The following is a 25,685-nucleotide window of genomic DNA, read 5'->3' on the forward strand; positions in this document are numbered from 1 at the left end:
TAAATAACTGAAATAGTAGAACTTTATCATATCATTAATCATGTTTTCTATTATCAATAAAATTGAAACTATTAATTTGCTTATCACCAAAAATCAGAAAAGGCTGGGCGACTCCTTACAAACGCCTAGCCTTCACTCCAATCAACCACACATTATGGTGGTGAGCCTTATTTTCGCTATTTAGAAAACATTATTACCCATACATCGTCACTCATCTGCACTTTTTTTAATAATATGTATAGAAGGAGGAGACTCAAATGGAAGTAGTAGACAAGAAGTGGATAGAAGAACATTTTGAAACACTTCCATTATGGCAACAGTCAGCATATACAGACTTCGCTGCCACGGTTGAAGATGAAGTAAATACTTTCCCTTGTATCCCAGCTAGAACAGGATTTTTATCAAACCATCTTCGTTATAGTTTTATCGGAGATCCACGGGAGGAGCAATCGATAAAGACGTTAGCACAATGCTTAAAGGAATACGGAAAATGCTCGCAAACATTTGGAAAATATACAACCCACGCCATTTTCTTTAAAACCCCTGACGATATGCTGGAAAACTTCGATGTTGAGGATTATAGAAATTTGTTTTGGTTGGTTTTAAACAATTTAACTAAATTTGATGATTGCGATTGGCCAGAGGAAATTCCAACTGATCCATCTCATCATGATTGGGAATTTTGTTTTAACGGTCAACCTTATTTTATCTCTTGTGCAACGCCAGCCCATAAATCGCGAAAGAGCCGTCATTTTTCTACTTTATTAATGGCATTTCAGCCCCGCTGGATATTTGAAGAAATCAATGACTCTACTGTATTTGGTCGAAAATTAAAAAAACTAATTCGTCAACGCATTTCTGAATATGATGCCATTCCAGCTCATCCTGATTTAAAATGGTATGGGCAAGAAGATAGTTATGAATGGAAGCAATATTTTTTAAGTGATGATCACGGTAGTCCATCGAAATGTCCATTTTTACGTATGCAAAATTCTCTGTTTTCATCACACAACGAAGAACATTAAACATGTTTATCGTGTTTTTGCCTTTTCATCACAATCCAAGTGGCAATTCCTATTATGACGATAAAAAGCAGGCTCACGAAAAACCCTAGTCTACTAGTTTTTTCCCCTAACGTTCCAGACACTGTCACACCAATGAGCAACATCCCGATAGCATTTTTTACATGATCCCACTTCGATAGCTCCATTAGCTTCGCATATGTTACTAATATAAAGAGCCAGTTATAAATTAACATGAGACCTGCAGCTGTCATCAAATATTCAAAAATCTTTTCTGGCATGAGGAAACCAATAACAATTGTAATGATTAAACCACTGGCTAGAAAGAGCAAAGCAGGAAATGGAACCTTCATTTTTCCCTTTTTAGCCAGTGAAGCTGGGGCATCATGATCTTCTGCAAGTGTAATGAGAATCGTTACGACCGCATATAAGGAGGCTACCATTGTTGAAAAACCGGCAATAATTAAAATGCCATTAAAAATATCTGCAACAAAAGGAATGTGATAATCACGAAGGGCTGTAATAAATGGACTTTCCTCAATATTAAAATCCTTCCAAGAGACAAGCATCAAGGCAAGCATAATAGCCATTAAGAAAATGATCGTTATGGCAATAAGCATCACTTTTCCAGCTTTCGGTGCTTCTTGAGGATTTTTTAAATCTACGACCATTAAACCCATAACCTCTATACCACCAAATGCATAAAAAGCATATAACAAACCAAGCCAAATCCCTTTAATACCTTGTGAGAAAAATTCTTCGTAGTTTGCATGCAAAGAATCCAATGTAGTTGAATCATTGTTAATCCCTTTTATGATTAATAGAACAGCCACTACAATAAACATCACAATCGCCGCTGCCTTTAACGCACCAAAAATATTTTGAAAGTTTTCAAAGCCCTTCATACCAGTAAGAATAACGGCCAATCCAAGTGCAGCATAAATAGAAGCGGCCACCCATAATGGAAGCGTTGGAAACCAAAGCTTTGTAAAAATACCAAGTGCCATCAATTGACTCCCCATAATAAGCACTTCAGAAATCAAGTAAACCCAACCATTACTAAATCCTGCCCATCTTCCAAAAGCTTGCTTTGCATAGGTACGGAATGAGCCTTTATCAGGGTTAGCAACAGACATTTTAACAAGTGCATCATAAACAATATAGGTACAAATCGCCGCTAACAAGAAGGGGATTATTACAGCAGGACCGCTTTTATGAATGGCCATACTAGTCCCAAGAAAAAATCCTGTTCCTAGTGTACAACCGATACCGAGTAGCGAGAGTTGCCACCAAGACAGCCGCCCTTTACTTGTTTTAGATGTCATTTTGATCAACCCTCCTTTACTTTCTTAACAATGGCAATGTCATACAACGAATGCCACCACCGCCTTTTTCAAGCTCTGTGACATCAACTTCTATCAAATTCTTTTTTTGCAATAATGGATGCCTCGTCCAGTGTTGCTTCGTTGCTTGCTTACTAATCAACAGTGTCTCGGGATTAAGATTAATAAAATTGATATCAGGGATTGTATTATATTTTTCAAGAAAGTAAACGTCAAAGCCATGGTGATTTAAAAATTGCTCTGTCATTTCAAAACGACTAGTTTGAGCTGTGAAGACGTGTACAGGAAAATAACGCATAAAGTTTTTAGCTATTAGCAGATTAGCGTTCGTTACATTACAATTCATATCTAAATGAAGTGTATCGGAGCGTCTTGGCAAATCAATGATTGCAATTTCCGAAAATCCTTCTTGGAAGATACGATCCTTGATACTCTCCACAGCCTCTAACGTTGTCCTCATTCCAATATTAATAAGTACGGCATCCTTATTTAGGATCATTACATCTCCACATTCTAAAGCAGTAGAAGGTGGCTTATTTAATTTTTCTGGAAACCACTTTTCTAATAATGAGTGAGCATGTGGATACTCTGGACGTCTTAGCGAACTCCCTGCTTCTCCAGATAAAATACTATTTCCTAAAACACAGGCTAGATCGCGAACAAAGTACCTATTAATAAGCTGCTCACTTACTATATTCTCTTCATTTGTTAGCTCCTTCGAATAATCAATAACATGGACACCCTCATTTTCTAGGGCTGTCTTAAATTCCATGAAATTCTCCATTGCTTTCACATGATTGACAGTAGCATCCCATCCTACATTTTCAGCTATTGTTAAATCTGGTACATCTAATTTTGAAGGTGCACAAAGCATAACAACCTTAAGTTCATCATGCTCCGACCAACAATTTACTTGGAATGAATTCATAATGTATTCCCCCCTCTCATAACTATCTCTGTTAGCGTTACCACCAAGATTGGGATTATACAAATTAGAGGAGGACTTTTTTGTTATTTAGATAATTCATATATATAAGTATAAAAACAATTAAAGAAATGAGTGTAACTTTGGAATACTATCAATTATGCCTCGGCATAATTGCGTCCGGAATCGGCTTTGTGCTTAGGCCTGCGTGATGCAGGTCAGTTAGCCGTTATCGCATGGATGCGATGATTTTAGGCTAACATCCTTTAAGACCTCCTTTCCGATTCCGTGACATCCGCCGGAGGGATTAGATAGCAAATATATTGAACCATATGTAACACAGTTAGTTATAGAATAATATTTAGAGAGAAAACTTATCACGTCTTCTCTCATTAAAGTATTGAAAAGCTGATTTAAGTAAAAATGCTACTTGTCAGTCTCCATCAATGAAAATACTGATGATAAGCTTGCTCAGCATCCATTTCACTTGTAAATATGAACATATCGTTTGTTAGCGGATAATACGTCTCAAAGAGGAATAGCGCCAGCTCCTTTAGATTATCCGGATTGTTCACTACTACCGCTTCCTGTATGTTTACTACTTCCTGAATATGTGGATGTTGATAAAAAATATAAACGATATCCCCTGCATTATATTGTTGTTGTTTCATTCCATCACCTTCCTATGCCTTTCCACTAGTTTGGTGTAAGAAGATGTTAAATATAATTAATTTTTGATTCTCATGTAGATATTCATTGGAATATTTCCCTACTAACAACACTCCCTAATCATAAAATGTCACAAATAGAATATAAATAATCATGTGATTCACCTCACAAATACAGAATTTTTGAATTATTTGGTATAATCAAGAAAAGGAGGGAGAAATATGATTAAACAATCAGTTATTGAAAATGTACTTGAAGCTGCCCTTTCGACAGGTGGCGATTTTTCGGAAATTTTCATCGAGGATAAGTTTGTCAATGAATTAGCATTGCAAAGCGGAAAAATTGAACAAAGTATTTCAGGGCGTGATTTCGGCATTGGTATACGCATTTTTTCTGGACTTCAAAGCATCTATACGTACACAAATGATTTTTCAGAGGAAGGCTTACTAGCAGCAGCAAAACGAGCAGCACTTGCCATTAACGGAGGTGCTACCGGAACGATCCACCCACTGAAAAAAGACATTATTACGCCAATTCATAACATTATCATTCTACCAAACAGTGTGGAGCATGCTAGAAAAGCAACAATCATGCGACAGGCTAATGACATTGCTAGAAATTATGATGAACGCATCAATCAAGTTAAAGTAAGATATCTTGACGAAGAGCAGCATGTTTTAATCGCCAACTCAGAAGGGAAATTTGTAGAAGATACGCGCATTCATAGTCGACTTGCCATCCAGGCAACCGCCTCCGAGGGCAAAGAAATGCAAACGGGCTTCTATGGTCCTGGTGCACATGCAGGCTTTGAATTTATCGAAAATCTAGATCTGGAGCACTATGCTGGTGAAGCTGCACGAATTGCAGTCACTATGCTTCATGCCGATGAATGTCCTAGCGGTAAATTCCCAGTCATCATTGATAATGAATTTGGTGGTGTTATATTTCACGAGGCATGTGGTCATGGTCTCGAAGCAACAGCCGTCGCGAAAAACAATTCCGTTTTTGCAAATCGTATTGGTGAAAAAGTTGCCCCTGAAATTGTTACATATATTGATGATGGCACACTTCCAAACGAATGGGGTTCCCTTAACATTGATGATGAAGGGGAAAAAACACGAAAAAACATCTTAATTGAAAATGGTATTTTAAAAGGCTACTTGATTGATAAATTTAATGCGCGCCGTATGAATGCTGAACCAACCGGCTCTTCTCGTCGCCAATCCTATCGCTTCAATCCAACATCCCGAATGACAAACACATATATCGCTCCAGGCAGTTCTACACCTGAAGAAATTATTGCATCTACCGAATATGGTATTTATGCAAAATATATGGGTGGCGGTCAAGTAAATCCTTCGACTGGTGACTATAACTTTGCGGTTATGGAAGCTTATATTGTTAAGGATGGAAAAATCGATCGTCCTGTACGTGGTGCAACACTTATAGGCAACGGGGCAAGAACATTGCAGCTCGTTGATCGTGTTGGAAATAATCTTGCGCATGGTGCAGGTATGTGTGGATCAATTAGTGGTAGTCTTCCTGTCAATGTTGGCCAACCGATGATCCGTGTTAGTGAAATGACAGTTGGAGGAACGAAGGGGGAATAATTTATGAACATTGCTGAATACCAGGAAAAACTACTAAACAATGCGATAGAAGCTGGTTTTAAAGAGGCTGAAGTTTATTATGAACGAAAAAATTCTTTCCAGTGCATGCTTTACGAAGGACAGATTGATAGCTACGAAACGTCTGAGGATGCGGGTCTAAGTCTACGTGGGCTGTATAACGGAAAAATGGGTTATGCTTATACGGAAAAATTAGACGATGATTCAATTTCCTTTTTAATCAACAGTGCAAAAACAAATGCAGATGTTCTAGATGAGGATGAGGGCATAGATATTTTTGAAGGCAGTAACGAATACACGTCCTATGAATTTTACAATGAAGAGTTAGAGACGATCGGTATTCCTGAAAAAATAGAGCTACTTCGTTTAATAGAACAAAAAATTCGTGCGTACGATTCGCGCATTGTAACGCTTGATTACTGTATTCTTCAAGAATATGGTACCGAACGTTCATTAGCGAATAGTAAAGACCTTTCCTTATCACATAAGGAGAATGGCTTAGTTATCTTCCTGTCCACAGTTGTCAAAGAAGGCGAGGAACTGAAAACGGGTAGTTATTTAAAAATGACACGTGATTTTCATTCTCTCAATGCAGATGAAATTGCAAAAGCAGCCGCTGAGGAAGCACTTGCGAATCTAGGTGAAAAGTCGATTCCATCCGGAAAATATCCAATCATCCTACGTTCTGATGCGACTGCTTCTTTACTAAGTACTTTTATGCCTGTACTGTCAGCTGAAAATGCACAAAAGAACCAGTCTTTGTTAAAAGGGAAAGTTGGGCAAAAAGTGGCGTCAGATACTTTTACATTGCTTAATGCCCCATTCCACCCTGAAGCTTTGTCTGGAGCAAGCTTTGATGGTGAAGGTGTTGCAACAAAAGAGCAGACAGTAATTTTAGATGGAACACTGCAAACACTATTGCATAACAGAAAAACGGCAAAGAAGGAGGGCTGCGAAACGAGTGGGCATGCACATAAAGATTCTTACAAGGACACTTTATCAATCGCACCCCAAAATTTATATATTTCGCCAGGTAAGCGATCACAGGAGGCGTTAATTGCCTCGCTATCTGAAGGCGTACTTATTACTGAATTATCTGGACTTCACTCTGGTACGAATACGATTTCTGGCGATTTTTCTGTCGCGGCACAAGGATTCCATATTCAAGATGGCAAAATTGCCTCACCTGTGAAGCAAATGACAATAGCCGGAAACTTCTTTGATTTCTTAAACAATATCGAAGAAACTAGCTCAGAGCTTTACTTCCTGCCAAATGGGTATGGCTCCTCATCCCTCCTTGTGAAGGAACTATCTGTAACAGTTGAATAATGTAAAAAAGCAAGTCCCCTTTTATTACAAGGTGACTTGCTTTTTTTGCATTTAAATTATTTCGATAAATCAATTTTTTTATTTAATAAATAAATAGTCACACCACCAACAGTCATTGACAGCAATTCCCCAACCCCAACCGTAAACCAAGTTGCCCAAAACGGAAGATCATAGAGGATTGTTAATTGTCCTGCAACGGTGAACATTGATACAGCAAAAATCAATGCAGTTATAACCATTTTCACAATATCATTTGTTATATTTTTCGTTACTCTACGGCAAAGAATTAATACAAGAAATGTCCCAATACCACCAATAGGTACATCTAACATCCATGTTGGTGACATGAAATTTGCAAGTACTACTCCTAATGTCACGGCTACTACATATCGCTTGTTGTACAATGCCAAATAGTTGAACATCTCTGACAAACGTAGCTGTACTGCCCCAAAACTAATAACTGACAATAAAACAGTTACAGCCACATATAAAGCTGCAACAAGTGCCGTCTTTGTAAGTTCAGTTACAGAAGTACGGCTTGAATCTTTTACAATAGATGTATTCAATTTTATTCTCCTTTGTAAAATAGCACATCCGCTATTTTAGTCATAACTACGACCAAAGGAAGAGAGCATTTCGCCCTATCTGAAGTGCCGTAGTGCAAGCTAATTTTTGCTTACTTGCGTATTATAGCAGAAGAATTTACTAATGAACAATCTTATTTTGTAAGCCAGCCACCATCAATTGGTATGATTGCACCATGTATATAATCAGCCGATTGACTAGCTAAATAAAGTGTGAGATTCGCCACTTCACTTGGTTGGGCCCAGCGACCTGCAGGCGTTTCATTTGCTACCCATTTCGCCATTTCCCCGTCTCCTTCAAAGTCAGCCTTGTTCATCGGTGTTTGAATGGCTCCTGGTGCGATGGCATTGGCACGAATTCCTTCCCGACAGTAATCTAAATCTACTTGCTTCGTATAGCCAACAATTGCATGTTTGGACGCTGTGTATGCAGCTCCACCACCACCAGCCACAAGCCCTGCAATAGATGCCATATTGACGATTATGCCTGATTTTCGTTTTACCATATGAGGTAATACCGTATTCGTCACATAAAAAGTGCCCTTTACATTCGTATTCATGATTTTATCCCAAAGCGCTTCATCTGTATCAAGCGTCTTTGCAAAGCCATCTAAAATGCCTGCAGTATTTAATAAAATATCTACTTGCTTAAATATTGAAACTACGGCTTCAAACGCTTGCTCAACATCGTTCATATTACATACACTACCTACCCTATATGCAAAATGATGAGGATATTGCTGATGTAGTGTTATTAACCCTTGCTCATCCAAATCAAAACCGAATACGTTTGCTCCATTCTCTAAAAATGCACTAGCTTGAGCCTGTCCAATACCTGAAGCAGCCCCCGTTACAAATACCGTCTTACCTTTATATTCTTCAAACTTCATAACATCTCTCCTCAAAAAATAAACAAGAAGCCACCTCATTTGAGATGGCTTCTCTTTGGATTAATTGACAATGACCCAATCTTCCGCTAACAAATCACAGACTGTTGGTGTAAACATTGTGTAGCCCTCACCACGTACATTAATTAAAAAATACGGATTTAAAGTTTCACCATCATGCTCGCTTTGCCCAACAAGCTTCACATATAATTCTACGCCGCCCCAACCTTTACGAATTACTTTTTCTCCTGCTTTTAAGCGTGGTAATATTTCTTCAAACTTCATCTAACACTCATCCTTTTTTATCAAATACTTAGCAACTATCCATAATAATTTTACTATAAAAAAAATAATTATATAGCTTAAATTTCTTTTTAGCATGTGGGAATCTATTTTTTTCTTCATTTGCAGCTGCTCCATCGCCACTGTTAGCCCCATTGACCATCAAATTGCTTGAGGGCTGAATTGCTTACGATAAAGTGTGGACGATCTTCTACGTTGCCATTCTCCAATCGTTTCATTTTTCTCGTTTTAATAAATTTTGGCTTCTCCTTGTTTATTACTTTGCCAGTAGCATTGCCATTGAACATTTAGGACAGGTACAAATCACAATTATCTGTTTTTTGTATGTACTTTTTACTTCATATTACCTAAAATGGAAATATATATAGGAGGAATTATAAAATGAAAAAATTAATTTTTAGTGCAGCATTCGTATTAAGTTTAGGATTGGCTGGTTGTGGAGATGATGCCGTCAAAGAAGAGAAGCCAAAAGAGGAAACACAAAAATCTGTGTCATCAGATAAAACTAATGATTCATCAGAAAAAGATGACGTACAAGAGAATGCAAATTTAAAAGCCATTAATACTTATACTAACAAAGAAGTAGGCATCAGTGGCCAATCTGGACCAATACTATACAATATCGAAGCTGTTCAATTAAAGAAAATTAAACCCAAAACTGAAGAAGCCGCTAATTTATTTGATGTAGCTGTAGGAGAAGAAGTAGATGCTTTAACTATTTCTATGAGTGGTGAAAATACATCTACTGAAGATATGAATTTTTATCTTGGGCAAGCCGTGATTATAACAAATACAAAAGAACAATTAGAGCCTGATCTGGTTTTATCTGAACATATAGAGGGTAACTATCTTGGGAAAGTAAAACATGAAGGCTATAATGTATATGTTTTAAAAAATTCCAAGGTTGAGGATTTGAAAAATATTGAAATTCGTGTGAGTGCTCCTACAAATTCTAATTTTGATAAGCAAGGTGAAGATGTTACTCATACTATTGAAGTAAATAAATAATAAAATGTAGTCACATTAGTGGCTTTTTTTGTGAAAACAAAATCGAGTAGAAGACTTTCCCACCACCGTACGCACAGTTCAGTATTGGGCGATTCAACCTCCTAGTGATAACGCTCATCCAGCTTCGTTACATCTTCCCCCGCTTTTCATTTGTGAAAGCTCGATGTAATATCTCGCTTTTCGATCGTCGCCACTATCATAATTAACAAATTCCCTCCATATTTTCAAAGTTTCCTCTATCTATTCACTGTAAGACTGTGTTAGTTTTTTTCACCTCATTCAGCTTTCACTTGAGCCACGATCTAAATGCGCTAAATCTTCTAAATTTAATTTTTTTACTATTTCATAGCCCTTTCCAGGACCTTTTGGCTTAACAATTACCATTCCCATGTTTGAAATTTTCCCTAATCCAACACCTTCAGGAAAGCTATGGGCAATAATTACTTGATTCATTCCTTGCGGCGGCTTTCTTTCTAACACGGATTGCAAATTTGATACTATATTCGTTTGTTCATTGATAGAGAGTTTCCTACCCAATTTATAGATCTCATACCAGAAGGGATCCATTCTTACATACGCATAAGGAAATGCGAGCTGTGCCGTTTCAAGTGTGCGACAAAAAGGACTTACGACAATTGGTGAACTAATCGGAATTTGGAAATAGCGTAGCATTTGTCCAAAGTAAATTGCCCCTCTTCGCCCGACTTCAGACAAATTTCTTTGAGTAAAACAATCTTGAAAATTTAAATATGGCTGATCTACACCGACCGTTGCTTCTCCATGCCTTGCATACAAAATGTATCCACCTTTTTTCAATAAATCAAGGATTTTATCCAAATCCTTCATCTCCTCCCAATAATCCCATTCTAATTATTAGTACTATATGATATGAATTGCTCAAAAAATGTAAAAGTGAAAGTCGCAACAACTTTTCGTATTGTGAACCAATACTTCACAGGTAGAACAGCTATATTATCCAGTAAATCCCTTTACTTCGCCGGTAGCGGACTTCGATCGATAAAGATAAAAAAGCTTCCTACAATTTTTTGTAGGAAGCTTAGAAATTTACTTTATCGGAATGTTTACGATTACTGTTGTCTCTAAATGTTTTGATGAGTCGATAGAAATTTGTCCGTTGTATTTATTGACAATTTCATTCACAATAAATAAGCCTTGCCCTCTAATTTTTTCATTTTCTGGTTTCTTTGTAGAAAATCCTTGCTTAAATATTTGTGAGACATTTTCAATATTAGGACCAGTATTTGTAATTTTGAACTCATACTGTGTTTCATCTGCATTACAGTAAATCGTTATTTTTCGTTGACTCTCTGGTAATTCTATCGCCGCGTCAATGGCATTATCAATTAAATTCGACAAAATTTTAATTAAATCTGTTGTTTTAATTTTATTAAATGCATCATCCGAAATTGTAAAATCCATATCGATAGTATGATTTTGAGCTGTTAGTTTTTTCGTTTGCAACAATATTGATAAGCCTGGGTGATCAATATCTAATTTAAGTGACTCAATAGCTTGAACCTCTTTAGAAAGAGAAGATAAATATTGTTTTGCTTGCTCAGGTTTATCTAATTGAAGAAGTCCATGTAATACTTGTATATGATTTGTGAAATCATGCCTTATAGAAGACACCGAAGTAATTAAAGCTTTAATTTCTGCTTGGTATGTATCTTCTGTTGCTCCAACTTCCTTCGCCACTTCTTTTTGATACCATCTTTGTAAAAATAAAAAAGAACCAATAACGATTAGAATAAAAACACCATTAAAAATCAAGGTAAAAAGATTATCCTCTATCACTTTCCCTTTAATGCCATTCAGTTTATCTGCACTTATATCGATCCCTAGGTATCCAATAACATTTCCTCCATCATCCTTTATCGGTGCACCAACAGACACATAGGCACCATGAACAGAATCATGTATTACTTCCGTTACATAGGTTTCTCCCCTATAAGCTTTTTGTACTTCCGACTCAGGAACCGTACAGACTCCTCCAATATCGAAACTGTTCGTCAAATTGGGAGGTAACCCCATAATCATTGCTGTAGAAACCTTTGGATTTTCAACCTCCAATGTATAAACAAATAATGCTCCAATTTTTTCTCTTGCATCATTTAAGTAGTCTCGTATTTCCCAATAATAATCGTTTTTTTGCGGGTTATTTAAAAATTGTTTGTACGCCTCGATATCCATTGAAGAGGCAATAGAAATCGCCGCTTCCAAACTTTGGTTTGCTATCGATTCTTCCACTGTCTTCTTCATTTTTAAATAAGATGTATAGATATTTAAACTAGTAAACAATAATAATAAGATCGTTGATAATATTAAAATTAATTTTATTTTTCGGTTTTTCATACAAACTGGTACTTCCTCATCTATAGAAATATAATGATGCATTCATTTAGTTTGAGCTGACTTTCGCATTAAACACAAAAATTGATAGCTGAAAATGACATGTTGTCATACTTTTTACTATTGCAACAATTCAAATCAACAATACTATTATACTATAGTAAACTTTATTTTTTATAGTTGTTTCGATTCGTTTTTTTTAGCCATTTTCTTAGTGGTTCGTACCCATTGAAAAATTTCGCAAGATGTTTCAGAAAGATTTGGACGCATTGTTATCCACTTTAATCACTTTCTTTCATCGTGCTAATTGAGTGAAACAAGCGGATTTGTACTTTCGGCTTATTAGCATCGTTCCCATTCACTTAGATAAATACTATTTTACTCTTTTTTCACAACCAAGGATTCTTCGGCTCCCGAAAGAGAATATTTGTTCCTAGTTTATCATTACAAGAAGATTTTGGCTACCACCAACTGACATTCATCGCCCACTTACTTATTGGGCAATTGAAAAGACCAGGCATATAATACCTGATCTCTGTATAAGTAAGTATTTATTTTTCTTTACTAGATGTTCTTGACTTATCTTGTACTTTTAAAAATGTTGGCCGCTTACCGTATCCGTCTATAGATAAACGAAATAAAGACTTTTTAATATCCTGCCAATCTAAATCTGCTCCCATACTTAAGTATGGAACACCTAATACTCGTAAATTTGCCATATACAGCAGTATGAAGAACATCGAAATAAAGAATCCAAATAACCCTAAAAAAGCAGATGCTACAATAATAATTATCCTGAAAATACTCATTGCGGATACAATAGATTGATTGACGAGTGTAAAAGCTGCAATACTTGAAGTAGCAATAACTACAATCATGGAAGGACTCGTAACACCTGCTTTAATTGCCGCATCTCCAATAACTAATCCTCCAACAACACTTATTGAACCACTGATCACATTGGGTAGATGTATATTTGCTTCTCGAAATAATTCAAACATAAAAAGCATCATTAATATTTCAAGAATCGTTGGAAATGGGAGCCCCGTTCTTGATTCAACAACCGTCGCTAAAAGAATAAATGGCAATTGCTCTTGATGATGAGTCGTTAGCGCAAGCCAAAAACCTGGTAAAAGTACACTTAAAAAGATAGCTATTCTTCGTAATGAACGCTCCAAAGAACTTACAATAATCGGCTGTTCATTATCCTCAGCTGATTTAAATAGTAACATTGAATTAGCAGGAGTAATAATGACATAGGATACACCATCAACGATGATGAGAATACGCCCACTACTTAAAGCTTGTAAGGCAAAATCAGGACGTCCTGTATAATCATGTCTAGGTAGAATTTTTGCACTCGGCTCCATTCTTTCCATCAATAAATCTCCACTAAATACAACATCCGTATCCACTCGCTGCAGCTGTAATTTTATTTGCTCGAGCATCTTTTGATTTACGACATCTTCTAAATAAAGCACAGCTACCGTTGTTTTGGAACGTTTACCAAGTTCATACGTTTCAACACTTAATGAATTAGTAGGTAGTCGTTTTCGTAATAAAGCAATATTAATAAAAACATCCTCAATAAAATCGTCCCTCGGGCCTTTGACAACTAATTCTAGGGTTGTTTCTTTAATGTCCCGATTAGGTTTTTTAGCAATATTACTTGAATACAACAAATTCATATCTTCAAAATACAGTAATACATGTCCTCTATAGACTTTTGTAATGGCATCATCTTTACTTGAAATTTTCTGAAGTTGAGGAATGTGTAAATTATTTTGTATATGTTCTTCTAACATTTCATCCGGTGATGCAGTAAATAGTGATTGAACTCGTTGCACAATAACGGTGTGTAGTAACCGCTCATTAATGATCGCTTCACATTTTATCACATGTACCTTTTGTTGCTGAAAGACATATTCTTGGAATACCACATCAGCAGAGCGTTGAAATAGTGCCATCAAAGATTTCAAATTTAACTCTTGTTTCATCGACGAAATATTCCTCATCTCCTACTGAGCCAGCTCCAAATTAGTACATTAATCAATACACTTATGCATATTTTTCCCTTACTATTTAAAAATATTCAAGAATACAGGATGTTGAACAAAATGCTTTATCCAATCATCTTCTTTAAGTTTGCCATTTCGATAGCTGACATTGCCGCATCATAGCCTTTATTACCTGATTTAGTGCCCGCACGTTCAATTGCTTGCTCGATATTTTCAGTTGTAACAATGCCAAAAATAACAGGTACATTTGTAGATAATGACACACTTGCAATACCTTTTGCCGATTCATTACATACATAGTCATAGTGTGTTGTTGAACCACGAATCACCGTACCTAATCCAATAATTGCGTCATACGTCTTTGTTTCAGCCAACTGTTTTGCGATGAAAGGAACTTCAAATGCACCAGGAACCCATGCTACATCGATCGAGTTTTCATCCACACCATGACGCTTTAAACCATCTAACGCCCCGTCTAATAATTTGCTTGTAATAAATTCATTGAAACGTCCTACTACTACTGCTATTTTTAAATCCGTACCAATTAATTGTGCTTCAAATGTTCTACCCATTTTTCTTCTCTCCTCTTTTATATTGTCAGTTTGTTTTCTTCAATTATTTGTTGACGTCGATAGGTTGCCAATGCCTCTACTGAAATCATTTTTAAATGATGTTGAGCTGCATACTTGATGAGGTCATTAAAGCGTAGCATTCTACCATCGTCGCCCATAATTTCACAAATAATGCCCACAGGGATACTATTACAAAGTTTGGCTAAATCAATTGTTGCTTCAGTATGACCTCTACGCTCTAAGACACCATTATCCTTCGCTATTAATGGAAATATATGGCCAGGTCTACGAAAATCCTCAGCCTTTGCTTGTGGTTCTATCATTTTTTCTATCGTCATCGCTCGTTCAAAGGCGCTGATTCCTGTCGTTGTATTCACATGATCTATGCTAACAGTAAATGCCGTTTGATGATTATCTGTATTATGACGGACCATTGGGTGCAAGCCTAATTTCAGTGCAAGTTGCTGTGAAATCGGTGTACAAATAAGACCTCTTCCATAGGTCGCCATAAAGTTAATCGTTTCAGGTGTCATAAACTCCGCGAGCGCCAGTAAGTCTCCTTCATTTTCTCGATCCTCATCATCTACAACAACAATCATCTTACCTTGTTTTAAATCCTCTATTGCTTCTTCAATTGAATGTAGCAATATCGCCACCTCCTGTTCAGTATTAGTTAAAACCCGTTTTGTGCTAAGAAGTCTCTCGTAATGGTCGGCATTCCCTGTCCACGCTTCAGTTGATGCCAAATATATTTCCCAACTAAATCGGTTTCTATATTGACGAGATCTCCAATTTTCTTCATACCTAAAATTGTTTCCTTGTAAGTGTGCGGTATCAGTGCTACTGTGACACTATTTTTCTCGACTTGAAAAAGTGTTAAGCTCGTACCGTCAATGGTGATGGAACCCTTTGGAATACAATAGCCCGTTAACTCCTCTGACAACTCAAAATCAATATAGACTGCATTTGCTAATGCTCGCTTACGCAATATTTTTCCTACTCCGTCTACATGTCCTGATACAAAATGTCCACCGAATCGTCCATTAGCAGACATGGCGCGCTCTAAATTTACCGGATCTCCTACAGCAAGCTGCTGTAAATTTGTTGCTTTCACCGATTCAGGCATCACATCCATCGTTAGCTCCTGTTCATTAAAATGTATCACCGTTAAACAAACGCCATTGACCGCTATACTGTCCCCGAGCTTTACATCCTCCACCATTTTCGATGAAATAACGGTGATTTTCATACTTTGTCGATTGCTTTGCAAAGTTTTTACTGTACCAATATCTTCAACAATCCCTGTAAACAATTTTCCACCTACTTCCTATGCTTTGAGCGTTCCTATTTTTTGCGGTTGTCCCTCCTCCCAGCAATAAAAAATTTTCATTCAAACAAAAAACCCCTTTCATCAAAGGGGTTTGGGAGTTCATATAAATAAGACGTCAACAAACAAACCTAATGGATACAAAATTTTTCCATAGGCTATCATCTCATTGTTCTTCTCCCATCCAGACTGTCACTGTCGGTTTTGGATTTGCACCAAATCAGCTTGCGCTCACGGACTTTGAATTACTTCATCACCGCCGATTGGGAATTTCACCCTACCCCGAAGAACATACTACTATTCAATTCGTTAGCTAAATAATAAATCAATTTCGCCTTGGCGTAATTGTGTCCGGAGGCTTTATCTTCATTTAGTGGGTGTCCAAACACCTACTGAATGAAAATAAAAAAACTTCCCAACTTAAATGATGGGAAGTAGTTAACAAAAGCATACTCAAATAAACCTTGTAAATTCAAGCGAATTTAAAAAGCTCATACTTTTACCCTTCTCCCATCCAGACTATAACTGTCGGTTTTGGATTTGCACCAAATCAGCTTGCGCTCACGGACTTTGAATTACTTCATCACCGCCGATTGGGAATTTCACCCTACCCCGAAGGATTTTTTTATTTAGCTATTTCTTACGATAACACTATTTTATTATATTATCCAGATAATTCTTAAAAAAATACTGGCTGCACCTCTTGATGCTTTGGCGAGAAAGGGATGGGTATTTGTTTGTACCTGTCTCAATACTAACGGATGACAGGTATTTTCCTATTAGCATAAGTTATCAGGTGTGTTGATTAATCATTTTATACATTCAAATTAATACAAAGAGGCTGATTTCCGCTCCAGGCTGAAGCTAAGCTCTGCGACGAAAGCAAAGCGGCAGGAGCACTCGAGTAGCCCGGAGCTACAATCTAGTTAAAATGAGAATATATTAGCAAAATAGCTACAAAAAGATCCTTTAATCACTCAATAATAAACCTATTTTTTCCTAATCAACACGCCTGATAAATTATATTAAAAAATTCGTGGAGTTTTACATAATATAATTATCAGAAAATTCCGTAATTAGATGCTATTAAACTCCCTTAGCTTTAAGATGCATACAAAGAAAATGCTTTGTTCCCCTTTACCTGAAAAAATATTTAAGCATTAGTGAAAAAAATGCTTATCAAAGGTTATTTACAATACGTTGTTTCATATCCTGTATAATCATGTCATTATATTAAGAATAGGCTTTCCTATTCCTAGTAACATTTTCAAAAAAAAAACGTCTTTACAACTAGATTATAAAGGAGAAAGTTTACATGAAATATATTATCTTTGATTTTGATGGAACATTGGCAGATTCTACGGCAGTGTTAGCATCCGCTTGGAATACAATTGCGCAAAAATATAAATTTAAAGGAATAGAGTTAAAGGAAATTGAATCATTGAAAAAATTATCTATAGCGGAACGAAGTAAATTATTCGACTTTCCTATGTATAAATTGCCCATGATTTTACCACAATTTTATCGATTGTATCGTCAATCATTAAATGATGTCCATCTTTATGATGGTATTAAAGATGTTCTTATGGAAATTGATAAAAGGGGCTTTGAAATCCTAATTATTTCCTCCAATTCACAGGAGAACATTTTAGAATTTCTAAATATGAACGGCATTCATTGTGTGTCAAATGTTCTTTGTTCAAACCGTATTTTTGGTAAAGATAAAGTAATTAAAAAGTTTTTAAAGGACTCAAACATTACACCATCAGAAGTTATATATATTGGTGATGAACAAAGAGACATTGTGGCCTGCAAAAAAGTGGGAGTGCCTATTATTTGGGTTGGTTGGGGATATGACGCTATTGAAGTTGTTCAACAAGAGGAACCCGAGTACAAAGTTGCTACACCACAGGAAATTTTAAACATCATATAAACTAAAAGGATCATAGCGATTAAAGATTCGCTATGATCCTCTTGTTGTTGAAAGAATTAATGTGGCAATGAAATTAAGGTGTCCTAAAATACCGCTGTCACTTCATTTTCTTCGCGCAAAGCTTGATACGTTTCTTTGAAAAAACACTATGACTTTTTCAAGATTTCTACATATTTTTCTGCAGTTCTTATCTCAACAGTAAGAGAATTTTTACTATAGTTAGCTTTTATTAAAAATGGTACGTCACTTGTATTTTGGAATCTAAAATCTAAACCACCATAGGAAACCGTAGCATCTCTTCCTTTTGGAACATACCCAACATCTAAGGAATGGTGATGACGTTCTACAAATTTTACTAGTATTTGATCAACCGCGTTAAACAGGGTTGAAGACGTTTGGCAAATGCCTCCCCCAATGCCCATCACAACCTTTTTGTTGATGATTTCTGGTGCGGGCTGATAACCATTCGCTTCGTCCCTAGGTCCAACGACTGTATTAAAGGAGAAATTATCTCCACTCCCAACGATAACATTATTGATGGCCTCCGCAGAAAGTTCAATATTTTTATTTCTTCCTATATCAGTGATACCGAAGTAAGTTGTATAAGATGCGACAACTACTTCTTCTAAATAAGGAATATCTTCAAAAGAATAACCGCTTTCGGTAATATAAAGAGGCAACTCCACTTTACCACCGGTCGCTGATGCTTCTAATATTCTCTCTACTAATTCACTTTCTTTTAAAACAATTAATGGACTCCCTTCCATTACTTTTCCTTGATCATCCAGTTTATCGAGGATCATACGCTTATCATAGCCGGCTGTTTGTTCATTTCCTCTCGCTAACTCTTTTGCTATTTGCTCAATTTGTTTTGTATAGGATTGTACATCACGCTCATAGTCCATTTCGTTCGGTGAAATTGTGTGTATGATTGCTTTGGTAGAAGGGTCCACAATTTCAACAACAACGGGCTCTGTTTGTTGCTCAAAGTTAACAGGCTTTTTTATTTCCCCAACTTCTCGCTCTGACTCTTGAATTTGTTGTTCTAGTTTTTTCTCATCATCCGTTTTCTCCTGACAGCCAACTAGTGCAATTGTGCCGATCATACACAGTATGGCCATCCACTTTTTCTTCAACATCAAACACCTACCTCTATTGTAATACTACAGAGACATCTTATTCGTGTATTGATGATAGTGTGTTTCTTTTTATCGTTTTTATTTGTATATAAAATGACATTTTACAAAGTTGAGTGACGGAGTTTGTATTGAACAGCTATTAGGTCAAATCTTACCTCTAAAGGAAATGTAACAATTATCGGTAGTGCACTAGCCGATAAAATTTCGATTCCTCCACTAGAATTTTTAGCATAAAAAAAGAACTGCCCCATCAGTTTCAACTGATTTTGGAACAGTTCATTGCTCTTATTTTTGAATAAACATTTGTGTCCAGTAATTGCCATCCTTCACATATCCTACACCGATATGTGTATAGCTTTCGTTCAGAATATTCGCTCTGTGACCTGAACTGTTCATCCATGCTTTCACAACTTCTTCTGCTGAGGGTTGACCCATTGCAATATTTTCGCCAGCTGATTTATAAGAAATACCGAAGTTTTTCATCATCGTAAATGGTGAACCGTAAGTTGGGCTTGTGTGATCAAAGTATTTTTTATCATGCATGTCTTGAGATTTATATTTTGCTACTCGTGAAAGCTCCCAATCTTCTTTTAATGCTGGAAGACCTGCCTTCGCTCGTTCAGCATTGACAAGTTTCACAACCTCTTGCTCCACGCTTACTTGTTCGTTTGTAGGAATATTAATTTTTTCTCCTGGATTAATTTGATTTGGATTGGCAAGTTGCGGATTCGCATCAATTAGCTCTTGTACACCTGTTTGTGTTTTTGAGGCTATTTTCCAAAGAGTATCCCCAGTTTCTACTGTATATGAATCGGCTGCCATCGCCGCTACTGGAACTAATAATGATGCTGATAATACTGAAGCTAATGCTACTTTTTTTACTTTGTTAAACATATAATTCATTCCTTCCTGATTCGCTCTATAAACATCGTAAATAGTTTTAGAGCAATATTCATCACTAAATATTTGGAAGGATTTTTACAGTTGTATTACAAGAGATACAGTAGACTAAACAATTACCAATATAGCGCTATTCTTAAGTTCTAATCTTGTAATATAGTTGCAACACTATTGTAACTGGGATATATTACTATAGTTTTCACAAGCAGAATAATAGTTATTATTACCAATACATGTTTTTAATGGCTCATCACCAAAACGTGTGGTTGATTTCCGTTCCGGCTGTGCGCTTCCTGAGGGCGTCCAGCCGGAACGGAGATCAACTTATTTACAAGGCATATATCTTAACAAATGTCATCCATTTTTAATGCTAATAAAATCATAAAGTAAAAAGAAAAATCTTATTTAGCATATTTCACATAGAACCTATAGATTAATACGATATAAATCCAATCATATATAAGGGTGGCAAGCGAAATAATAGTGATCAATGGTGTTCTAAAGTACATATAGAAGCCTACTGCTGCAAACATAGTACCAATCATTTTACATACTGCTATGCCCATTGATTGGCCACTCAAATTCCCTCTTTGGATAAATAATGCGATAAACAGCCCAGACATCATCAGATTTTGTGAAAATGCAGCATATTTACCTGCTATATCATTGAATTCATGGATCATCGCTAAAATAATAAAAAAACTTACCGCGAGCGTAATGAAAAAAGATGAGTAAAATATCTTTCTTGGAATCATTTTTTTATATTCTTTATAACCATAAAGCAAAAATTGCATCATAATAACGACGTCTAACATAAACCATAAGAAAGTAATGATCCTTTGCAGATCATTTTGTGGATACATAAAGGCAAAGATAAACTCCCAAGAAATATTGGCACAAATTGCGGCCATTGGCATGCCATATTTCTTATCCTGAAATCCTTGTTTGATAATTAGTATGTAAGTAATAATCCAAAATAGCCCCATGCCTAATTGACAAATCAGTAGGAATTTCTCTTGAGTCATCTATACATACTCCTTCCCTCTATTAATGATTCTTCGATACTATATGTGAAGAATTCTATTTTTTATGTCTAAAAGATCTAAAGAAGGGTATGTAAATATTCAAGGCTTTAAAAAAAGAGTAAGAGTAAGCGCCTATACTTTCATTAATCAATCCTATATAGTAAAAAGAGGTGATGATATGAAAACAAAGATTTATTTTGATAACGACCGATTGATCGCGGGTACTACCTTAAAGGATAACATCGAGCTAGAACAAAACAATATGGCTCTGCATACATGTGTGAATGAAACGGATGTACTAGGAAATCGAAAAAAATTGGCAGCTACTTTGCATTGTGACTTGAATCGTTTTATTTGTACTCAACAAACACATAGTGCTAATTTCCATAAAGTCACGATGTCTGATAAAGGACGTGGCGCTGAGCAAATGGACACTGCCATTGCTAATACCGATGCCCTTTACACATTAGAGCCGAATTTATTTTTATGTAGTTTTACAGCAGATTGCGTACCTGTTATTTTTTATAATGAAGTGAATGGTCTTATTGGCGTGGTTCATTCAGGCTGGCAAGGGACTGTCAAAGAAGTGACCTTAAAGCTTTTCCAACATTTAATGGAGCATGAGCATTGTAACCCACAAGATTTTCATGTACAAATTGGAATGGCACTCAGTCAGCAGAAATTTGAAGTGGATGCAGATGTTTATGAAAAATTCAACAACCTAGGCTACGCTGAGGACTTTATGTATTTCAATGCACAAACGAATAAATATCATATCGATAATCAGCAAACTGTCAAAAAACAATGTGAGCTTGCAGGTATTCCTTCTAAGCAGATTTTGATTGATTCAACGTGCACATTCCTTAGCCCAGATGGTTTTTCCTACCGTCAAGATAAACAGGCTGGTAGACATTTAAGCTTTATTATGCGAAAAGAACAGTAAAAGAAAGGGACAATCCATTGAGAACTGGATTGTCCCTTTTCGATGTGTCTTTTTCACGGATATTCTCTTACATCGCGCTCGTATTTGTTCCTCTTATTAAACCGCTATTAGTTTTTATTATTTTCATAACGATTTTTTCCAATACCAAAAACAAAGTAGCTCATTGTAACGATCGCTAAGAAAATAATTCCTACTATGAGAGAAACTCTTGTATCCTCATTAAACCACATACCAATAAGCACCATTACTAAAAAAGCAATTGTTATATAGTTTGTAAGTGGCGAAAGTGGCATTTTGAATGGATGCTTCGACAGTTGTTCACCTTTTATTTTTCTAAATCGTATTTGACTTATTAAAATAATAAACCACGGGATCATCCCTGGTAACACACTAGCACTGTATACATAGACAAATAAATTTTCTGGTGCAATATAGCTTAAAATAACCCCAATGACCAAACCAACTAGCACACCTACAGTACCAAATATCGGAATCCCATTACTAGAAAGCTTCGCAAAAAATGGAGGTGCTTGTCCATTCATCGCAAGCGTATATAGCATACGTCCCGCACTATAAATTCCACTATTACAACCTGACATTGCAGCTGTAATGACAACAAAATTAATAATCCCTGCCGCAGCAGTAATGCCAACCTTTGCAAACGTTGCAACAAATGGGCTACCAATCGTACCTAATTCATCCCACGGATAAACGGTCACAATGACAAAGATTGCACCAATATAAAATATTAAAATACGCCAAATAATACTTTGAATCGCGTTCGTAATCGTTTTTTGAGGATTTTTCGCTTCCCCTGCTGTAATCCCAATAAGTTCAACACCTTGATAAGCGGCAACGACTAATGATAGAGCGAAGAAGAAGCCCGACCAACCGCCTGTAAAGAAGCCTCCATGATTCCATAGATTCGATAATCCGATTGCAATGCCATCATTACCAATCCCAAAGAAAATGAGACCAAAACCGGCAACAATCATTAATATAATCGTGACAATCTTAATCATAGCAAACCAAAATTCAAATTCTCCAAAAGATTTAACAGAAATAAAGTTGGCAACACCTAAAATTACCATTGCAATTAAACCCGGAATCCATGCCAGTAAATCTGGATACCAATATTGCATATATGTTCCTACTGCAATAATTTCTGACATCCCAACAATAACCCACTGGAACCAATTACTCCACGCCGTTAAATAACCAGCTAATGGATGAATATATTTATAGCCAAATGTTGCAAAGGAACCTGTACTAGGCTCCATATAGAGCATCTCTCCCATAGCTCGCATAATGAAAAAAATAAAAATACCTGCAATTGCATATGCAAGGAGCACGGAAGGCCCTGTCCACTGAATGGCACTTGCTGAACCCATAAATAGACCCACGCCAATTGTACCTCCAAGAGCAATCATCTGGATATGACGTGCCTCTAAACCCCTTTTTAATTCTTTATTTGCCATTCAAATAACGCCTCTTTCTCTGAAGTTCTTTCTACGATGAATTATTTTTTAATAATAATAAATTATTTTGAAAAATACAATTGTATTTTTAGGAAAAACACGCTTGAGGGCTATATAACAAGGATTTAAATCCATTCTTTCGTGGGATTCTATAAATTCTATCCATCAGTTTGAGGGTTCTATCCATCTTTGCAAGTTCTAAGCGTCACTTTGCAAAGTCAATCTGCCACTGTGCAATTTCAATCCATCACTTTGCAAATTCTATCCGTCACTTTGAAGGTTCTATCCATCACTTTAGCAGGGCTATCCACCATTTTGACGGTTCTATCCACGACTTCGATGGGGCTATCCACCATTTTGACGGTTCTATCCACCACTTTAGCAGGGCTATCCACGACTTTGACGGTTCTATCCACCACTTTAGCAGGGCTATCCACCACTTTAAAGGGTCTAACCGCTCTCTATTTTCATTACGTAAAAAAACTCTATCGCATCATCCAAAGATGAATAGGATAGAGTTTACTTTGTTACTGCAATAACGTCTGTTCTTGGAGCTTTGCAGAGAAGTATTTGCGTGCATCTGCTGTTAAAATTTGCAATAGCATAACCTCTTCTTGACGCGCAAATTCTACAAACATTCCACTTAAATTTTCATAAACATATTGGATTTTAAAGCCGCTATCCAAATGATGATCTATCTTTTTTATTTCTTCTGCGCTTTGTTGGTATTCTGACATGCCATCACCTCACCTTTCGATTTAGGGTGTCTACATTAATCGGCACCTTTTACTTCTAATAGCGGATCTGGTTGCTCAATGATATCATCCTCAGTTGGCACAGGCACTTGTTGCTGCCCAAATAATTCGTCCAAATTATGACCAGCTGTAATACCTAAATACTTTGCATCACTTGGATCTTCTAGCTCAGCTTGAGGGTACTTTTTAAACCACCAATACTTCGCTAATACAAAATATACAAATGCTCCTACAAAGAACCCTACTAAGGAAGAATAAGTGGCGAAAACATTGGCAACTGCCCCACCAATAATCCAAGCGATTAAACCAGCTAAGTTAAAGCCATTCCAATACTTAAATTGACCTTCTAATTCATACAGCTCTCTTACATGCACACGGCGTTTACGGATTAAATAATAATCAGCAAATAAAATACCGACAATCGCTGTTAAAATACCTCCGATAATTAATAGTGCATTTACTAATACACCAAATAAACTCCATGGCTGTGCAAGAATACCAATTATCCCCGCAATAACAACCCCAACCCAAAACGGTACTTTGGGGCCGCCGATATTTGAGAAAATTGTTGCCGCTGGGATAACATTTGCAGAAGTATTAGTGGACCATTGGGCTAACACAATCATTAACAGTAAGATTCCTAAAATAAAGCCACTAGCACTTTGCTGTAATGCATTTATCGGATCCGCAGAGGCAACTGCCATATAGCACACGGCACCAATCGTCACGATAAAGGTATTTGTGATCGGCATGACGATTAATGAACCAACTAACTGTGTTTTATTGCGTTTAAACCAATTACGTTCATTTTTTGGTGCTTTAAAGTAGCGTGAAAGTGAAGGCATATCCGCTGCTAACGTGGACCAAAAGCCCATGTTTGCCATGATGACTACCATAAATGCGGTAAAAGCAGCGAAACCAGTTGTCGGCGTCTCTACCCACGTCCAAATATTCTTTCCTTGAGCTACAGCATTATCTGCCAATGTATAATACATCCAGCAGGAAATTAAGATAATAATTGGCGCTGCTAAATCCGCAAATCGCTCAATCGATTTAATTCCTAGTGACGTATTAAAGAGTTGGAGTGCTGCAAAGACAATGAAACAGATAAACCAATTATCATAACCAAAAAGTAAATTTAAAATGCCGTTTATTGCAAGTGCTCCAAAATAAGTGTTCAGACCGAACCAACATGCAGCCGTTACCCCTCGGACAAGTGACGGAATATGTGTACCAAATGTACCGAATGGAGCACGCATATACACTGGGAATGATAAACCATGTTCGACCCCTATATCACCAATTAACGTCATAAATACACCAATTAAACAAGAGCCAATCAATGTTGCTAAAATCACCATTGGTAATGGTAAGCTCATGATTGCTGAACCACCAATTGCAAAAGCTGCTAAAACAATGGCCATTCCTATCCAAATTACTGCAAAACCAAATGTTCCAATATTTCTTTGTTGATGTGTCACTGGAAGTAAATCTGGGGATTTTAAATAATTCCCTTCACGTTCCATA

General features: G+C 36.6%; 23 protein-coding genes, 1 pseudogene and 2 riboswitches. Of the genes and pseudogenes, 6 read left to right on the forward strand and 18 right to left on the reverse strand.

Going from position 1 to position 25,685, the window contains the following annotated elements:
* Window positions 1-257: 257 nt before the first annotated feature.
* The gene (locus ACB089_RS16945; protein ID WP_374967439.1) at window positions 258-1,025 is read left to right on the forward strand and encodes a YqcI/YcgG family protein; all 768 of its coding nucleotides are present in this window, start codon (window positions 258-260) and stop codon (window positions 1,023-1,025) included.
* Here ACB089_RS16945 and ACB089_RS16950 read toward each other — a convergent pair.
* From ACB089_RS16950 to ACB089_RS16960, 3 genes are all read right to left on the reverse strand, one after another.
* Window positions 1,022-2,347, reverse strand: a complete 1,326-nt coding sequence (locus ACB089_RS16950; protein WP_374967440.1) for an amino acid permease — start codon at window positions 2,345-2,347, stop codon at window positions 1,022-1,024. The genes ACB089_RS16945 and ACB089_RS16950 overlap by 4 nt on opposite strands.
* Before the next feature lie 16 nt (window positions 2,348-2,363).
* Window positions 2,364-3,293, reverse strand: coding sequence for an arginine deiminase family protein (locus ACB089_RS16955; RefSeq protein WP_374967441.1), 930 nt, complete (start codon window positions 3,291-3,293; stop codon window positions 2,364-2,366).
* A 440-nt stretch (window positions 3,294-3,733) separates the two neighbouring features.
* Complete coding sequence (locus ACB089_RS16960; RefSeq protein WP_374967442.1) at window positions 3,734-3,961, reverse strand: transcriptional regulator SplA domain-containing protein; 228 nt, start codon at window positions 3,959-3,961, stop codon at window positions 3,734-3,736.
* 219 nt (window positions 3,962-4,180) lie between these two features.
* Between ACB089_RS16960 and ACB089_RS16965 the strand changes: the two genes are divergently transcribed.
* Together ACB089_RS16965 and ACB089_RS16970 are read left to right on the forward strand one after the other, a co-directional pair.
* Window positions 4,181-5,569, forward strand: coding sequence for a TldD/PmbA family protein (locus ACB089_RS16965; protein WP_374967443.1), 1,389 nt, complete (start codon window positions 4,181-4,183; stop codon window positions 5,567-5,569).
* 3 nt (window positions 5,570-5,572) lie between these two features.
* Window positions 5,573-6,916 carry a TldD/PmbA family protein gene (locus tag ACB089_RS16970; protein ID WP_374967444.1) on the forward strand — a complete coding sequence of 448 codons (1,344 nt, stop codon included), beginning with the start codon at window positions 5,573-5,575 and terminating at the stop codon, window positions 6,914-6,916.
* A 56-nt stretch (window positions 6,917-6,972) separates the two neighbouring features.
* Here the strand turns inward: ACB089_RS16970 and ACB089_RS16975 are convergent, their stop codons facing one another.
* From ACB089_RS16975 to ACB089_RS16985, 3 genes are all read right to left on the reverse strand, one after another.
* A complete protein-coding gene (locus tag ACB089_RS16975; RefSeq protein WP_374967445.1) occupies window positions 6,973-7,482 on the reverse strand; it encodes a QueT transporter family protein in 510 nt (169 codons plus the stop codon).
* 152 nt (window positions 7,483-7,634) lie between these two features.
* On the reverse strand, window positions 7,635-8,390 hold the full coding sequence (locus ACB089_RS16980) for a 3-oxoacyl-ACP reductase (RefSeq protein ID WP_374967446.1): 756 nt from the start codon (window positions 8,388-8,390) through the stop codon (window positions 7,635-7,637).
* Window positions 8,391-8,450: 60 nt separating this feature from the next.
* Window positions 8,451-8,672, reverse strand: coding sequence for a DUF2829 domain-containing protein (locus tag ACB089_RS16985; RefSeq protein WP_374967447.1), 222 nt, complete (start codon window positions 8,670-8,672; stop codon window positions 8,451-8,453).
* Window positions 8,673-9,071: 399 nt separating this feature from the next.
* Between ACB089_RS16985 and ACB089_RS16990 the strand changes: the two genes are divergently transcribed.
* Complete coding sequence (locus ACB089_RS16990; protein ID WP_374967448.1) at window positions 9,072-9,698, forward strand: hypothetical protein; 627 nt, start codon at window positions 9,072-9,074, stop codon at window positions 9,696-9,698.
* Window positions 9,699-9,977: 279 nt separating this feature from the next.
* Here the strand turns inward: ACB089_RS16990 and ACB089_RS16995 are convergent, their stop codons facing one another.
* The 6 genes and pseudogenes from ACB089_RS16995 to ribE (ACB089_RS17020) all read right to left on the reverse strand — a co-directional run bounded on the left by ACB089_RS16995 (window position 9,978) and on the right by ribE (ACB089_RS17020) (window position 15,970).
* Window positions 9,978-10,544 carry a histidine phosphatase family protein gene (locus tag ACB089_RS16995; protein WP_374967449.1) on the reverse strand — a complete coding sequence of 189 codons (567 nt, stop codon included), beginning with the start codon at window positions 10,542-10,544 and terminating at the stop codon, window positions 9,978-9,980.
* A gap of 219 nt (window positions 10,545-10,763) precedes the next feature.
* Window positions 10,764-12,071, reverse strand: a complete 1,308-nt coding sequence (locus ACB089_RS17000; RefSeq protein WP_374967450.1) for an ATP-binding protein — start codon at window positions 12,069-12,071, stop codon at window positions 10,764-10,766.
* Window positions 12,072-12,619: 548 nt separating this feature from the next.
* Window positions 12,620-14,065, reverse strand: coding sequence for a spore germination protein (locus ACB089_RS17005; protein WP_374967451.1), 1,446 nt, complete (start codon window positions 14,063-14,065; stop codon window positions 12,620-12,622).
* A 125-nt stretch (window positions 14,066-14,190) separates the two neighbouring features.
* Window positions 14,191-14,658, reverse strand: coding sequence for a 6,7-dimethyl-8-ribityllumazine synthase (ribE, locus tag ACB089_RS17010; protein ID WP_374967452.1), 468 nt, complete (start codon window positions 14,656-14,658; stop codon window positions 14,191-14,193).
* Window positions 14,659-14,711: 53 nt separating this feature from the next.
* Window positions 14,712-15,305: pseudogene (gene ribB, locus ACB089_RS17015) on the reverse strand (3,4-dihydroxy-2-butanone-4-phosphate synthase); the annotation flags it as partial.
* Window positions 15,306-15,331: 26 nt separating this feature from the next.
* A complete protein-coding gene (gene ribE, locus ACB089_RS17020) occupies window positions 15,332-15,970 on the reverse strand; it encodes a riboflavin synthase (RefSeq protein ID WP_374967453.1) in 639 nt (212 codons plus the stop codon).
* 183 nt (window positions 15,971-16,153) lie between these two features.
* Window positions 16,154-16,279: riboswitch (FMN riboswitch) on the reverse strand.
* A gap of 204 nt (window positions 16,280-16,483) precedes the next feature.
* Window positions 16,484-16,609, reverse strand: a riboswitch (FMN riboswitch).
* Window positions 16,610-17,300: 691 nt separating this feature from the next.
* On the opposite strand from ribE (ACB089_RS17020), the gene ACB089_RS17025 reads away from it, so the two are divergent.
* The gene (locus tag ACB089_RS17025; protein WP_374967454.1) at window positions 17,301-17,918 is read left to right on the forward strand and encodes an HAD hydrolase-like protein; all 618 of its coding nucleotides are present in this window, start codon (window positions 17,301-17,303) and stop codon (window positions 17,916-17,918) included.
* 146 nt (window positions 17,919-18,064) lie between these two features.
* On the opposite strand, the gene ACB089_RS17030 is transcribed toward ACB089_RS17025, so the two are convergent.
* From ACB089_RS17030 to ACB089_RS17040, 3 genes are all read right to left on the reverse strand, one after another.
* The gene (locus ACB089_RS17030) at window positions 18,065-19,057 is read right to left on the reverse strand and encodes a VanW family protein (RefSeq protein ID WP_374967455.1); all 993 of its coding nucleotides are present in this window, start codon (window positions 19,055-19,057) and stop codon (window positions 18,065-18,067) included.
* Between the two features lie 285 nt (window positions 19,058-19,342).
* A complete protein-coding gene (safA, locus tag ACB089_RS17035; RefSeq protein ID WP_374967456.1) occupies window positions 19,343-19,951 on the reverse strand; it encodes a SafA/ExsA family spore coat assembly protein in 609 nt (202 codons plus the stop codon).
* A gap of 407 nt (window positions 19,952-20,358) precedes the next feature.
* Window positions 20,359-20,982, reverse strand: coding sequence for a hypothetical protein (locus tag ACB089_RS17040; RefSeq protein ID WP_374967457.1), 624 nt, complete (start codon window positions 20,980-20,982; stop codon window positions 20,359-20,361).
* Between the two features lie 178 nt (window positions 20,983-21,160).
* Between ACB089_RS17040 and pgeF the strand changes: the two genes are divergently transcribed.
* Entirely contained in the window at window positions 21,161-21,925 is a 765-nt protein-coding gene (gene pgeF / locus ACB089_RS17045) for a peptidoglycan editing factor PgeF (RefSeq protein WP_374967458.1), read from the forward strand.
* Window positions 21,926-22,032: 107 nt separating this feature from the next.
* Here pgeF and ACB089_RS17050 read toward each other — a convergent pair whose 3' ends face one another.
* From ACB089_RS17050 to ACB089_RS17060, 3 genes are all read right to left on the reverse strand, one after another.
* Window positions 22,033-23,403 (reverse strand): amino acid permease, encoded by a 1,371-nt coding sequence (locus ACB089_RS17050; RefSeq protein WP_374967459.1) that lies wholly within the window; start codon window positions 23,401-23,403, stop codon window positions 22,033-22,035.
* A gap of 527 nt (window positions 23,404-23,930) precedes the next feature.
* Window positions 23,931-24,140, reverse strand: coding sequence for a hypothetical protein (locus tag ACB089_RS17055; protein ID WP_068982800.1), 210 nt, complete (start codon window positions 24,138-24,140; stop codon window positions 23,931-23,933).
* Between the two features lie 35 nt (window positions 24,141-24,175).
* Entirely contained in the window at window positions 24,176-25,684 is a 1,509-nt protein-coding gene (locus ACB089_RS17060) for an NCS1 family transporter (protein WP_374967460.1), read from the reverse strand.
* Between the last annotated feature and the right edge of the window lies 1 nt (window position 25,685).

The organism is Lysinibacillus sp. RS10 (assembly GCF_041956855.1).
GTDB lineage: Bacteria > Bacillota > Bacilli > Bacillales_A > Planococcaceae > Lysinibacillus > Lysinibacillus xylanilyticus_A.

What these genes read in the sequence shown, in the direction of transcription:
- ACB089_RS16945 (WP_374967439.1), top strand. Translation starts at nt 258, where the DNA reads ATGGAAGTAGTAGACAAGAAGTGGATAGAAGAACATTTTGAAACACTT.
- ACB089_RS16950 (WP_374967440.1), bottom strand. Translation starts at nt 2,347, where the DNA reads ATGACATCTAAAACAAGTAAAGGGCGGCTGTCTTGGTGGCAACTCTCG.
- ACB089_RS16955 (WP_374967441.1), bottom strand. Translation starts at nt 3,293, where the DNA reads ATGAATTCATTCCAAGTAAATTGTTGGTCGGAGCATGATGAACTTAAG.
- ACB089_RS16960 (WP_374967442.1), bottom strand. Translation starts at nt 3,961, where the DNA reads ATGAAACAACAACAATATAATGCAGGGGATATCGTTTATATTTTTTAT.
- ACB089_RS16965 (WP_374967443.1), top strand. Translation starts at nt 4,181, where the DNA reads ATGATTAAACAATCAGTTATTGAAAATGTACTTGAAGCTGCCCTTTCG.
- ACB089_RS16970 (WP_374967444.1), top strand. Translation starts at nt 5,573, where the DNA reads ATGAACATTGCTGAATACCAGGAAAAACTACTAAACAATGCGATAGAA.
- ACB089_RS16980 (WP_374967446.1), bottom strand. Translation starts at nt 8,390, where the DNA reads ATGAAGTTTGAAGAATATAAAGGTAAGACGGTATTTGTAACGGGGGCT.
- ACB089_RS16985 (WP_374967447.1), bottom strand. Translation starts at nt 8,672, where the DNA reads ATGAAGTTTGAAGAAATATTACCACGCTTAAAAGCAGGAGAAAAAGTA.
- ACB089_RS16990 (WP_374967448.1), top strand. Translation starts at nt 9,072, where the DNA reads ATGAAAAAATTAATTTTTAGTGCAGCATTCGTATTAAGTTTAGGATTG.
- ACB089_RS16995 (WP_374967449.1), bottom strand. Translation starts at nt 10,544, where the DNA reads ATGAAGGATTTGGATAAAATCCTTGATTTATTGAAAAAAGGTGGATAC.
- ACB089_RS17000 (WP_374967450.1), bottom strand. Translation starts at nt 12,071, where the DNA reads ATGAAAAACCGAAAAATAAAATTAATTTTAATATTATCAACGATCTTA.
- ACB089_RS17005 (WP_374967451.1), bottom strand. Translation starts at nt 14,065, where the DNA reads ATGAAACAAGAGTTAAATTTGAAATCTTTGATGGCACTATTTCAACGC.
- ribE (WP_374967452.1), bottom strand. Translation starts at nt 14,658, where the DNA reads ATGGGTAGAACATTTGAAGCACAATTAATTGGTACGGATTTAAAAATA.
- ACB089_RS17025 (WP_374967454.1), top strand. Translation starts at nt 17,301, where the DNA reads ATGAAATATATTATCTTTGATTTTGATGGAACATTGGCAGATTCTACG.
- ACB089_RS17030 (WP_374967455.1), bottom strand. Translation starts at nt 19,057, where the DNA reads ATGTTGAAGAAAAAGTGGATGGCCATACTGTGTATGATCGGCACAATT.
- safA (WP_374967456.1), bottom strand. Translation starts at nt 19,951, where the DNA reads ATGTTTAACAAAGTAAAAAAAGTAGCATTAGCTTCAGTATTATCAGCA.
- ACB089_RS17040 (WP_374967457.1), bottom strand. Translation starts at nt 20,982, where the DNA reads ATGACTCAAGAGAAATTCCTACTGATTTGTCAATTAGGCATGGGGCTA.
- pgeF (WP_374967458.1), top strand. Translation starts at nt 21,161, where the DNA reads ATGAAAACAAAGATTTATTTTGATAACGACCGATTGATCGCGGGTACT.
- ACB089_RS17050 (WP_374967459.1), bottom strand. Translation starts at nt 23,403, where the DNA reads ATGGCAAATAAAGAATTAAAAAGGGGTTTAGAGGCACGTCATATCCAG.
- ACB089_RS17055 (WP_068982800.1), bottom strand. Translation starts at nt 24,140, where the DNA reads ATGTCAGAATACCAACAAAGCGCAGAAGAAATAAAAAAGATAGATCAT.
- ACB089_RS17060 (WP_374967460.1), bottom strand. Translation starts at nt 25,684, where the DNA reads ATGGAACGTGAAGGGAATTATTTAAAATCCCCAGATTTACTTCCAGTG.